Here is a 12,959-nt window from a genome sequence, read left to right as displayed (position 1 = left end):
CCCTAAGGCTCACAGATTAAGAATAAACACTAATTAGATCACAGTTTTTTATCTTCCCATAGAGTGGTTTTGTCGACGTGGAGCTGTTAATTTAACAACAATATTATAAATATAACGAAAAACTCCATGCTTAGAATCGGTTTCATTTTTTTATGCGCTTTTTTGATATTCCCCTCTTTTTTTGCTGAAGCAAAAAAGACGCGTTTAACCGATAACCCCCTTTATGGCGTAACCACAACCAGTCCCGAAGCATTTTTAGGTTACCCACTGGGAGAGCGTTTACTGCGCCACGATCAAATTAACTATTACCTTAAAGAAATTGCTAAGCAAAACCCCAGAGTCTCCATCGAACATACTGGCCAAAGCCATGAAGCAAGACAACAGCTCACCGCGGTTATCACCTCGCCAGAAAACCAAGCCAAACTCGATGAGATCTTAGCGCAAAGACAGCAGATCAAATATCTAGGCAAGCAAAGTGGGCCACTGATTATATGGCTAGCCTATTCAATTCATGGTGATGAAATTAGCGGTGCTCATAGCGCGATTAAACTGAGTCATATGCTAGCCACCAGCGAAGATAAGTGGGTTACCGATCTACTCGATAAGGCAGTCGTGCTAATTACGCCAAGCCAAAACCCCGACGGCCTAGACCGTTTTTCAACTTGGGCTAACGGTTATGCTGGCAAAGTGGCGGTGAGCGACCCTAACCACAAAGAACACAAACAAGGTTGGCCGACAGGTCGCAGCAATCACTATTTAGCCGATCTCAACCGTGACTGGCTGTTTCTACGTCATCCTGAATCACAGGGACGTGTTGCCTTGTTCCATCGTTGGCAGCCGCATTATGTCGGCGACTTTCATGAGATGGGCCATAACAACACATACTTTTTTCAGCCCGGTGTGCCAGATAGAACCCACCCATTAACGCCAGCAGCAAACCAAAAGTTAACCGCAAAATTGGCCGCTTATCACCAAGCTGCTCTCGATGATAAAAAGCAGAGCTATTTCAGCCGTCAATTATTCGATGATTTTTTCTATGGCAAAGGCTCAACCTACCCTGACATTAACGGCGCCATAGGGGTGCTGTTTGAACAAGCCAGTGCCCGTGGGCAACAGCAAGACTCTAAAAATGGTCTGGTGAGTTTGCAAGAGGCGATAGAAAATCAATATGCCACTTCAATATCAAGCCTCAAAGGCGCGCTAGCCTTAAAGTCTGAACTTGAGCAATACCAGGCTGACTTTTTCAAAAACAAACACCAACAAGCGATGAAGAAAAAACCTCGCCAGGCTGGACTGTTATTGAGCACAAATCATGATCCAGGCCGAATTAACGCACTGGCTAAGCTGCTAACTCAACATCAGATAGAGTATTACTATCTCACTAATCCGCTTACCCAGGGTGGTATCGAGTTCGAGGTCAACAGCAGTATTTTTATCCCGCAAAATCAGGCGCAGTCGTCACTACTTCAAGCCATGTTTGATGATAGAACAGAGTTTATCGACCCGACGTTCTATGACATTTCAACTTGGAACTTACAGCATGCTTTCGACCTAACATTGCGCCGTAATATCAAACTCGAGTTAAGTGTATTAAGTCAAAACGCCCCAGAGTTTAAGCCCGATAGTTGGGACGACAGTACTACTGTTGCTTTGCTAGTTGATTGGCGCGAGAGCCAAGCGGCTTTGCTACTTCAACAACTTCTAGAGCAGGGAGTCATGGTCAAATTTGCGGCCAAACCCTTTAGCCTTGTCGTAGCCGAGCAAGAGATAGATTTTACTGCAGGGACACTGCAAATTCCGTTAAAGCAGGACAACTTATCAGCCAACGAGATCAGCCAGAAGGTGGGCAAATTCGCCCAAAAACTTAAGGTTAACATTGTGGCAGTGAACACCAGCGCCGCAAAAAAAGGCATCGATCTTGGTAGCCCTGACTTTAAGGTCATTAAGCCCATTCGGCCATTAATCCTCAGCGGCAAAGGCACCTCAATTGCCGAAGTGGGTCAGCTTTGGTATTACCTAGATAATACCTTAGGAGTGGCCACTACCTTAGTCGATATTAATAACCTTGCCTCAGTAAAACTCAGTGACTACAGCCACATTATTATGGCCGATGGTAACTACCTCACCTTAAATGAAAGGTTTGCTCGTAAGCTGGGGCAATTTGCTTCAAACGGGGGCGTAGTGATAGCACAAAAAGGTGCGCTAGATTGGCTTAGTAATTCGAATCTGCTAAAAACTAATTTACGTAGCGATCGTTTTTACAAACAACTATTCGATGCCGACGGCTTAACCTTCGACAAAAAGTCTACATTCAAAGCGAAGCAAGAAATTGGCGGCGCTATCTTGGAGTTAAAACTTGATACTAGCCATCCAATTAACTTTGGCCTAAATGGCGATCGGCTTCCGGTACTGAAAAACAAAGTGCTAGGCTTTTCGCAAACAACTAACGACTTTACCGTGGCAGCAAAGTACACCTCGGATCCTCTGCTAAGCGGCTATTTAGCCCAAGAATATCAGAGCAGCTTTAGCAACTCGCCCGCGATTATCATCGAGTCTCGCAATCAAGGCGCTGTTGTGGGGATGGCTGATAATTTGCTCTTTAGAAATATCTGGTTAGGCAGCCAAAAAGTCTATGCTAACGCGCTCTATTTTATTCCTGCGCTGCATTAGCGCGTATAGAGAGAAGTGTTCATAAAGATTAACTCAAGCCCGGTGCTTCTGCTCTTGCGAGGCACCACACTTGCACCTGAGTATGCTTACGCTGCAATAACCTCGCGATTTCATAAACCGTGGTTCCGGTTGTCACCACATCATCAATCAAAGCGACTCGCTGCCAATTAAACTCAGTTGAAAGCTCAAAAGCATTATTAAGGTTCTTACGGCGTAACTTGCCACTTAGGCCAGCTTGTGGCTGTGTGTCTCTGCTCCTTAACAGCATATTATCGACAAGGGGAATATCAAGCCGCTTTGACAGTGCACGCGCAATTAACCATGCCTGATTAAAGCCACGCTGTTGTAGCCTTTTTCGGTGCAGTGGCACAGCAATCAACACTTGTGGTAGCTCAATAAAGCCTAAATACTCTAGGTATAAGATCCGCTGCACTAAGGCGTCGACTAACACGTCTATCACTGCAAATTGAGCCTGATACTTAATCTGCCCAACCCAATGCCCCATCCCTTGATGGTAGCTGCAGGGGGCAATCACTTTTAATTTTGAAGCAAGCATACAGCGTCCACAAAAAGGGATTTGCAGTGGCATTTCACTGCCACACCCCAAACAGATATCCGCTTGATAGCGGCAAGCATGTAAACACACAGAACAAATTCCGCGCTGAGCAGCCTCAATATGTTGATGGCACATCAAACAGCGATTGGGTAAAATAGCCGCAAGCACTCTATTCCAGAATATTATCTTGATAGGTGAAATCCTTTTCAATATTCCCCAGTTAACCAAAGACAACATGGATTAGGCAAAGCCTTTCAATGTTGCATCGTTACACTATGAGGTCCTAAGTGAGCCCAATAAAGCTACATGTTGAATCTATCGGTCAAGGCCCTGACGTCGTCATGCTCCATGGCTGGGGGGTTAATAGCGCCGTATTTACTCCACTTCACAGTGCATTAAACAATTATAGATTCCACTATGTCGATCTGCCGGGATTTGGCCATAGCCAAGCCGTTATGGGCGATATTGAAGATTGGCTTGACGCCATTATGGAACAAGTACCAGAGAAGGCCATTTGGACTGGCTGGTCACTGGGTGGGCTCGTTGCCACTCTGGCTGCAATTAAGCAGCCGCAACGTGTATCAGCACTGTGCACCATAGCCTCATCACCTTGTTTTATGGCCCGAGAAAACTGGCCGGGGATCCCATCTGAGGTATTAGGCCAGTTTGCCAGCCAGCTGACTCAAGATCTGGATAAAACCGTTGAGCGTTTCTTAGCAATTCAAGCTATGGGCAGTCAAACAGCCAAGGGCGATATTAAGCAGTTGCGTGAGTTAGTGCAGGCTCGCCCTTCCGCTCAGCAGAGCGCATTAGCACAAGGCTTAGACATGCTTGAAAATGTCGACTTACGTTCGCAGCTATCCCAAATAGAGCAGCCTTGGCTAAGAGTGTGGGGACGATTAGACGGCCTAGTACCTCGCAGAATGATAACGGCTATGCCACAGGTTTCAGCCAGCGAAGATATGCTACTAGCCAAAGCTTCCCATGCACCATTTATTAGCCATCAAGCCGAGTTTCTCGATGGCTACAAACCTTGGCTAGACAAACTAACAGATAAGCGACTCTGGCCGTAGCGCTTTATTTTTACGCTGAATTCGATTAAGATTTAACCACACCTTTCAGTGGGAAACATTATGTTAGTGGTGACCAACTATCCCAACGTGCCGATTGCAACATCTAATGCTGCAACCGATGCTGCGCGCACCGATGGTCAACAGCGCCCACCGATTATAGCGCCGCAACAAGCCACTAAAGGTCATGAAGAACGCGCCTTTAATCCACAGCATGAACGCACCGCAGATCAGGCACAAAACCAAGCCCGGCTTCGCGAGTCGGTGCAACAAAAGCAGCAAGGTCAATCCCAGCAACACGAGCAATCTGGTCAAGAAAAACAGAAACAAGCAGCCAACTTAAATTTAAAGCAACTGCTTAGCCAGCGGGCTCCACTCAAGCGCAGCGATATTAAACTGCCGGGACAACAACCGCCGCCAACCCATACCAGCGAAGCCAACCACCTTATGCCTAACGAGAGCTTGCAGTTTTATCAGGCCTTTGGTGTACGTATTGAAGCTTTTTACTATCAGCGAACCGAGCCCGATATACTGCCAAATTTTTTAGAAATGGCATAAAAAAACCGACAAACTCAGTTGTCGGTTTTTTTGTGTCTCTCACTAATTAGAAGTTTATAACGCTTACTTTTTTAACTTCGCGAAAGCATCGGCAAACGCGTTGCCCATGGCAGCATTGGCTTGCTGCTTAGGTTTATGGCTCTTTTGTTGGCCGCCGGGCTTATTAGCACCTTTATTATTAGCGCCTTTATTTGCAGCACTATGGGCTGGTCGCGGTGCACTCTTAGGCGCATCGCCGGCCTTATCATCAAGACGCATGCTCAAGGCAATACGACGACGCTCAGCATCCACTTCCATCACCTTCACTTTAACGATATCACCGGCTTTAACCACCTTATGTGGATCATCAATAAACGTGTCTGTCATCGAAGAAATATGCACTAGGCCATCTTGATGAACGCCCACATCAACAAAGGCGCCAAAGTTGGTCACGTTTGTCACCACACCTTCTAAGATCATATCTAGCTTCAGATCTTTAATCTCTTCTACGCCCTCTTTAAAGGTCGCTGTCTTAAACTCACCACGAGGATCGCGACCCGGCTTATCAAGCTCAGCGAGAATATCGGTTACTGTAGGTAGACCAAATTCGCTAGTGATAAAATCTTTTGCTTCCAGTGCTTTGAGCAGCTCTGAGTTACCAACTAATTCAGCAACTGAGACCGCTTTTGCGGCAGCAATTGACTCAACTAATGAGTAGGCCTCAGGGTGCACAGATGAACCATCAAGTGGGTTGTCTCCTTCACTAATACGTAGGAAACCCGCAGCTTGCTCATAGGCTTTAGGCCCAAGACGCGCCACCTTAAGCAATGCTTTACGGTTGTTAAAACGGCCTTGCTCGTCACGATGAGTCACGATATTACGCGCTAAGGTTTTGTTTAACCCCGCAACCTGTGCAAGTAGCGCTGCTGATGCCATATTAACGTCAACACCTACACCGTTTACACAGTCTTCAACCACCGCTTCTAGCGAGCTTGATAGCTGGCTCTGACTCACATCATGCTGATATTGACCAACACCAATCGCTTTAGGTTCAATCTTTACCAGTTCCGCCAACGGATCTTGTAAACGCCGCGCAATAGACACTGCGCCGCGAATAGACACATCGACATCTGGAAACTCTTCAGAGGCTAGTTCAGAGGCTGAATACACTGATGCGCCCGCTTCACTGACCATAATTTTGGTCAATGTCGGCAAGTCAGCTTTAACTTGACTGATTAAGTCTGCTGCCAGCTTATCGGTTTCACGCGACGCAGTGCCGTTACCCACTGCAATTAACTCAACCTTGTGCATTTTAACGAGGTTACTTAAGGTTCTTACCGACTTATCCCACTGATTTTGAGGAGCATGTGGGAAAATAGTCGTGTGCGCCACCAGTTTGCCGGTGTCGTTCACAATCGCCACTTTTACGCCAGAGCGAAGACCGGGGTCTAAACCTAGGGTCGCTTTAGCACCCGCTGGTGCCGCCATCAGTAGATCACCTAAGTTACGTGCAAATACCTTAATGGCTTCTTGTTCGGCGCTGTCGCGCATACGGCCAAGAAACTCGGTTTCCATCTGTAGCGCAATCTTCACTTTCCACGTCGCGGCAACCACGGTTTTAAGCCAAGCATCAACGGCAGTATCTGTGAGTCCCAGTTTGAAATGCTCAATAATGATCACTTCACAATAGCTCGCTCGCTTCGGCTCTTGATGCGGATCGGCATTCACATTCAGGCTCAACATGCCTTCATTGCGACCACGCAACATCGCAAGTGCACGATGTGATGGCACCTTGGTCAGCTTTTCAGAGTGTTCAAAATAATCTCTAAACTTAGCGCCTTCTTTCTCTTTACCTTTAACCATGCTGCTTTCAAGAACAGCATTTTGCTCAACTTGAGTACGAATTTTTTGCAGCAGCTCAGCATCTTCAGCAAAACGCTCCATCAAAATGAAACGTGCGCCATCAAGTACGGCCTTAGCGTCGCTAAAACCAGCAGCAGGGTTGATATATTCGCTAGCAACCGCTTCACAATCGACTTGGCGATTCGCTAATAAGAAGTCGGCTAACGGTTCGATGCCCGCTTCAATAGCAATAAGCCCCTTAGTGCGACGCTTTGGCTTGTAGGGAAGGTAAAGATCTTCTAGGCGCGTCTTACTATCGGCAGCAATAATGGCGGCTTTCAGCTCAGGTGTTAACTTACTCTGCGCTTCAATACTCGACAAAATCACGTTACGACGATCATTAAGATCCCGTAAATAGCCTAAACGACTAAATAGGGTACGCAGCTGAGCGTCATCTAAGCCACCTGTGGCTTCTTTACGGTAACGGGCAATAAATGGCACGGTTGCGCCATCATCGAGTAATGAAATGGTATCGATAACCTGTTGCTGACGAACATTAAGTTCCTCAGCGATGAGCTGTGCAATATTTTGCATAAATAGAGGTCGAGCCTAGTTGATAAAGGGTATTGCGCCAAAGATACCACAGCACATGGATTTGGTTAATGCTAATACTAAGACAATTATGTTATTTGCATGATGAAACAGTGCAGCCAATGAGTTTGACTGCGCTTAATCTGTCAGAAAGGTAGAGACGTTACGCCTCAAAGCCTTGATAAGAGATACGATTGATATACCAAACCTGCTCACCGTTAGGCGTCTTAATCACAGCTTCGTCATCGACCTCTTTCTTTAATAAGCCACGCGCCATAGGCGAGTCGATTGAGATGTAATCTTTATGACCAAAAATCTCATCATAGCCCACGATCTTAAACTGCAGTTTATTGCCGTCATCGTTTTCAATTTCGACCCAAGCACCGAAGAATACCTTACCCTCTTGGGCTGGAGAGTAATCAACAATCTGTACATTTTCTAAGGTTTTACGTAAATATCGAACCCTACGGTCAATTTCACGCAGTTTTCTTTTATTAAAGGTGTAATCAGCATTTTCACTACGATCGCCCAAGCTCGCAGCCCAGCTCACAATTTTAGTGATCTCAGGTCGATGCTCACGCCAAAGGTAATTTAGCTCTTTTTGCAATTTCTCGAAACCTTCACGGGTGACGATAGCGGTTCTCATAGGTTCTACTTTCTAAAAGGAATTAATCAAAATTGATGGACAAAAATCATAGCACAGATCCAGTCAAGCTGAGCCATACCGCATCAAATAGCCATATAGAAAATATAACCACAAACGTTGCTGCTATCAATTTGCTTACAATTTCAGGTACACCGCAGATAAATTATATTTTCATTAATATTCAAAAGCTTAATTTAAGCTGAAATGGATTTAACTCGCAGTATTAACCTATAAGTTAAAATGCCTGCTAGTCATTAACATATTAAAACAGCTATATTAGGAACAATCGCATTCAATATCAGCTATTTGCCTACCAAGAAGGGTTGGCAGCCGAGAAAAAAGGACCGAAAGCATGGGACAAGAAACCTCAAAAATTCTCGTCGTCGACGATGATATGAGACTACGCGCTTTATTAGAACGCTACTTGATGGAACAAGGTTATCAAGTACGTAGCGCAGCCAATGCTGAGCAAATGGACCGCTTATTAGAACGCGAAAACTTCCATCTACTGGTACTGGATCTTATGCTTCCGGGCGAAGATGGTCTGTCTATATGTCGTCGACTACGCCAAACGGGTAACCCGATCCCTATCGTCATGTTGACAGCTAAAGGCGATGAAGTAGATAGAATTATCGGCTTAGAACTCGGCGCCGATGACTACCTACCCAAGCCGTTTAACCCTAGAGAGTTGCTGGCACGTATTAAAGCCGTTATGCGCCGCCAAACACCAGAAGTACCAGGAGCCCCCACTCAGCAAGAAGAAGAGATCACTTTTGGCGAATACTCTCTAAATCTTGCCACACGCGAAATGCATCACGGCGAAGAAAGTATCGCCCTAACAAGCGGTGAGTTTGCAGTGCTTAAAGTGTTGGTCAGCCATCCACGTGAGCCCCTATCGCGCGACAAATTAATGAACCTTGCCCGTGGTCGTGATTACTCCGCTCTAGAGCGTTCGATTGACGTGCAGGTTTCTCGCCTACGTCGACTGATTGAAAACGACGCGGCTAACCCACGCTATATTCAAACGGTATGGGGCTTGGGCTATGTGTTTGTGCCCGACGGCCAATCACGAAAATAGCTAGACGACGATATCTAAGTGACGACATCTAAGTGCCCTTAAACAGACGATGGTGGCAACGCTTTTTGCCACGCAGTTCCTTCAGCCAAACTGTCATGTTAATTGGCTGCTTACTGCTAACCAATCAGCTAGTGTCATACATCTCTGTTGCCGTTTACTTTATTAAACCCAGCTATCAGCAGATAAACCAACTAATAGCGAGGCAAGTTAAATTACTGTTTGTTGACGGCGTTGATATCGGCCGCGAACACCTCACTATAGTCGATGCGCTCAACGCTAAAGTGCGCGACGACACCATGCAGTTTTATAACCAGAAACAAGCCCGCAAAGCCGGCATTGACCGTGCTGTTTACTACAGTTTTTTATCTTCTCAGATGTCTGAGTACCTTGGAGGTGAAGCAGAAGTGCGCATCGCTCAAGGGGAAGAGTTTGAGATCTGGATCCGCCCGCCTCAAGCTCCCTCTATCTGGATCAGGGTGCCACTAACCGGACTCAATGAGAAAAACCTTTCTCCACTCACCTTATATTTAATGGTCATTGGCGCCTTAAGTGTGGCGGGAGGATGGTGGTTCGCCCGCCAACAAAACCGTCCACTGAGAAGATTGCAAAAAGCGGCGATTGCGGTGTCACGAGGTGATTACCCCGCACCTTTACCACTAAGCGGGTCTACTGAGATTGTTGAGGTGACCAACACGTTTAATCAGATGTCTCATAGCATGAAGCAGTTGGAGCAAGACCGCGCCCTGTTAATGGCCGGGATCTCCCATGATCTGCGCACGCCCCTTACCCGTATTCGATTAGCATCCGAGATGATGGTTGAAGAAGATCAATACTTAAAAGATGGCATAGTCAACGATATAGAAGATATGGATGCCATCATCAATCAGTTCATCTCTTATATTCGTCAAGACCAAGAAGGTACCCGAGAGCTTGAGCAGATCAACGACCTAATTCAAGATGTGATTCAAGCTGAATCTAACCGTGAAGGCAATATTGATTCAGAGCTCACTGAATGCCCTAACGTGCCGATGCAAGGTATTGCCGTCAAACGCGTACTGAGCAACCTAGTCGAAAATGCCTACCGCTACGGCAACGGTTGGGTCAAAATTAGCTCGCAATTTAACGGTAAATACATCGGCTTTAGTGTCGAAGATAACGGCCCCGGCATCGATGAAAAGCAGATCCCCAAACTGTTCCAACCTTTTACTCAAGGTGATACAGCCAGAGGTAGTGTCGGCTCAGGTTTAGGACTCGCGATTATCAAACGTATCGTAGATAGGCATCAGGGCAAGGTGATCCTCACCAATCGTAGCGAGGGCGGATTGCATGCCCAAGTTTGGTTGCCAATTGAATAGCTTTTAATTAACCGTTCCTGTGTAATTTTTTTGTAACCCAAATGCCATATTCTAGCGCCACCTCTTGCAGTTGGCGTGAAAAATGAAAATCTCAACCCTCTCCCTTGCAGCCTCTATAACTTTACTATTGATTGCGGCACTATTGGCATCGGTCATACTTTGGAGCAACGATAGACGTCAGTTTATCGAGCAACAAACCCTACAAGTTCAACTGATCCAGCAAGGATTTTTAGTCGACATAAGGCGAGAGATCGATACTTACCTTGCCAGTGGCGATAGCAGTAAACTTAAAAATGCCAAGGGCGAACTCGAACAGATGCAGACGCAAATTGCTACACTGCACGACCTCAATACCGAGCCACTCCAACAGATTGTCACCGCTTTTATTCATGCCCTAGATAGCGACTATCGCGCCGCAGGCAAGCTGGCTGGTAACCCTCGGCAACTATTAGCCCACGCTGAATCAGAAATGCTCGATTACAACAGTCGTTTAGCAGATTACGCCATTATGGGCTTAGATGAGCACCCTGCACTTGCGGATCAATACCTAAACTTAACCCGGCTATTACCGCCTCTGGTTTATAACCTTTCGCAGATTAGTGATAGCTACCTTGTCGGTAAAGATAAACAATTAAAATCGATTCTTGAAAGTCATATTACTGAGTTAACAGACTGGCACGCCCAGCTAGACTCACTCACTTTAATCGGGATCTACCAGGCGCAGCAGTTAGATGAATTTGCCCTCGGTGAAGATGAGCCTGAAATGATAGAGATCGGTGAAGATGCCAGAGCCGAACTTCTCAGTCTCAGCAGTCGTTATAACAAAGAAATTAATAATACCCACGAGCTACTGATTGAAAACCAGCGTTCACAACACTTATTAAGCCAAGATATTAATGCCATAGAGCAGCAATTGTTAGCTTTAGGTATCGAGCAGCAAGAGCAAACTCAACAGCTCAAACAGGAACTGATGTTTGCTATCTATTCCATGGTATCTATCCTGATAATCTTTGCGGTCAGTTACCTCATCGTGTTGCAGCAACGAGTGGTTAATCCGCTAAAGCACCTCAGTAGAGCCTTCCATAAACTCACCAAATCAAATAGCCGTGAACGAATTGCCATCCAAAGACGCTGTGAAACAGGTCAGATAGCCAACTACTTTAATCAATTGCTTGAGCGCTTTGAAAAAGAAGATGAACAGCAACGCCAGCAGATGACCCAAGTCTCTAATTCATTATCCCAGCTCGTTAATCGTATTGGCCATATATCTGCCAGCACGGAGCAGACCCAGCGAGTCGTACTAACCGCTCAGCAGCAAACGGAACAAATTCGTATCTTAGCTAAAGATGTCAGCGATACGTCAGAGAGAGTTGAGCAAAGTGCACTGCAAACCCAACTACAGATGCAGCAAAGCCAACAGGAAGCCCAAGCTGTTTTGGATGCAACAGACGAAACCCAAGCAGCGGTCAAACACTGTCATCACGCACTAACGGGGTTATCAACCTCCGTCACCGATGTATCACAGATCATCGATGTTATCGGCAATATTGCAGAGCAAACTAACTTATTGGCGCTTAACGCAGCCATAGAAGCCGCTAGAGCTGGCGAACAAGGGCGAGGCTTTGCCGTTGTAGCGGAAGAGGTGCGCAACTTATCTCAGCGTACTCAAGTGTCACTAAAAGAGATCATGGACATACTTAACCAACTCACTCAAGCCAATAGCGAATTAGGTATAAGAGTCAAAGGTATCGAAGATGCCAGCGAGAGCCAAAGAGCTCGCGCTCAAAGCCTATGGCAAGTCGCACAAAGCGTGCAAACACAAGCGAGTGAAATGGCGATTACGGCTCAGCAAGGCGCCAAACATAGCCACCAGCAGGTGTGCTATTTAGATGACTTTACCGCTGCAATTATTAGCTTAAGGAATCATGCAAAAGCGGCATCAAAGCAATCTGACGAGATAGCCAAAGAGGTGCAACAGAGCGTAGAAAATATCGAGCTCAATCTTGGGATTAGGGTGGCTTAACATCATAAGGGAGCCAAAGGCTCCCTTAATCTAGCAAATATAAAATGCCGTTATAGTGCAGCCAAAATCGCTTCAGCCGTGCTGACCTCAAACGACTTAGGCGCTTCAACATTAAGCGTTGTCACCACACCATTATCGACAACCATGGCATAACGTTGTGAACGCACACCACCAAAACCAGCAGTGTCCATTTCTAGCCCGAGTGCCTTAGTAAAGCTAGCATCGCCATCGGCCAGCATCATTAATTCTGAGGCATTTTGCGCTTCGCCCCACGCCTTCATCACAAAGGCATCATTAACCGATACGCAAGCAATCAAATCGACGCCTTTGGCTTTTAATTGGTCGGCAAATACCACAAAACCCGGCAGGTGAGCCTCTGAACACGTTGGCGTAAACGCGCCAGGCACGGCAAACAGTATCACTTTTTTACCGGTAAATAGCGCTGCAACGTCATGGTTAACCATGCCATCTTTGGTCAGTTGTGCCAATGTACCCGCTGGCAGTGTTTGTCCTTGTTCAATCATGGGAGAGCCCTTCAATGTTTATAGTAAAGGATATCCTATGCCAATTTTGGCAGCACAAATACCGATA

The 12,959-nt window shown here is 46.2% G+C and carries 10 protein-coding genes; 6 read left to right on the top strand and 4 right to left on the bottom strand.

The annotated features are described in order from the left end of the window. Nucleotides 1-126: 126 nt before the first annotated feature. Nucleotides 127-2,670, top strand: a complete 2,544-nt coding sequence (locus tag ACVBIO_RS04035) for a M14 family zinc carboxypeptidase (RefSeq protein ID WP_447172045.1) — start codon at nt 127-129, stop codon at nt 2,668-2,670. A 28-nt stretch (nt 2,671-2,698) separates the two neighbouring features. Here the strand turns inward: ACVBIO_RS04035 and ACVBIO_RS04030 are convergent, their stop codons facing one another. Beyond that, on the bottom strand, nt 2,699-3,463 hold the full coding sequence (locus ACVBIO_RS04030; RefSeq protein ID WP_447172044.1) for a ComF family protein: 765 nt from the start codon (nt 3,461-3,463) through the stop codon (nt 2,699-2,701). Nucleotides 3,464-3,513: 50 nt separating this feature from the next. Between ACVBIO_RS04030 and bioH the strand changes: the two genes are divergently transcribed. Next, complete coding sequence (gene bioH / locus ACVBIO_RS04025) at nt 3,514-4,299, top strand: pimeloyl-ACP methyl ester esterase BioH (protein ID WP_447172043.1); 786 nt, start codon at nt 3,514-3,516, stop codon at nt 4,297-4,299. A 60-nt stretch (nt 4,300-4,359) separates the two neighbouring features. Then, nucleotides 4,360-4,854, top strand: coding sequence for a hypothetical protein (locus ACVBIO_RS04020; RefSeq protein WP_447159002.1), 495 nt, complete (start codon nt 4,360-4,362; stop codon nt 4,852-4,854). Nucleotides 4,855-4,917: 63 nt separating this feature from the next. Here the strand turns inward: ACVBIO_RS04020 and ACVBIO_RS04015 are convergent, their stop codons facing one another. Next, nucleotides 4,918-7,269 (bottom strand): Tex family protein, encoded by a 2,352-nt coding sequence (locus ACVBIO_RS04015; RefSeq protein ID WP_447159003.1) that lies wholly within the window; start codon nt 7,267-7,269, stop codon nt 4,918-4,920. Nucleotides 7,270-7,429: 160 nt separating this feature from the next. Beyond that, nucleotides 7,430-7,912 (bottom strand): transcription elongation factor GreB, encoded by a 483-nt coding sequence (gene greB, locus ACVBIO_RS04010; RefSeq protein ID WP_447172042.1) that lies wholly within the window; start codon nt 7,910-7,912, stop codon nt 7,430-7,432. 352 nt (nt 7,913-8,264) lie between these two features. Here greB and ompR point away from each other — a divergent pair, with 352 nt between their 5' ends. The 3 genes from ompR (at nt 8,265) to ACVBIO_RS03995 (ending at nt 12,368) form a co-directional block, all read left to right on the top strand. Continuing rightward, nucleotides 8,265-8,990: an osmolarity response regulator transcription factor OmpR gene (gene ompR / locus ACVBIO_RS04005; protein ID WP_447159005.1), complete on the top strand. Its 726-nt coding sequence runs from the start codon at nt 8,265-8,267 to the stop codon at nt 8,988-8,990. 32 nt (nt 8,991-9,022) lie between these two features. After that, nucleotides 9,023-10,345 (top strand): two-component system sensor histidine kinase EnvZ, encoded by a 1,323-nt coding sequence (envZ, locus tag ACVBIO_RS04000; protein WP_447172041.1) that lies wholly within the window; start codon nt 9,023-9,025, stop codon nt 10,343-10,345. A gap of 82 nt (nt 10,346-10,427) precedes the next feature. Continuing rightward, the gene (locus ACVBIO_RS03995) at nt 10,428-12,368 is read left to right on the top strand and encodes a methyl-accepting chemotaxis protein (RefSeq protein WP_447163060.1); all 1,941 of its coding nucleotides are present in this window, start codon (nt 10,428-10,430) and stop codon (nt 12,366-12,368) included. Nucleotides 12,369-12,418: 50 nt separating this feature from the next. Here the strand turns inward: ACVBIO_RS03995 and ACVBIO_RS03990 are convergent, their stop codons facing one another. Further along, a complete protein-coding gene (locus ACVBIO_RS03990; RefSeq protein WP_447159008.1) occupies nt 12,419-12,892 on the bottom strand; it encodes a redoxin family protein in 474 nt (157 codons plus the stop codon). Nucleotides 12,893-12,959: the final 67 nt, after the last annotated feature.

This window comes from Shewanella sp. 0m-8, from assembly GCF_052977265.1.
Note: the sequence above shows the minus strand (reverse complement) of the source record. Positions and strands in the feature narration are given on the sequence as shown.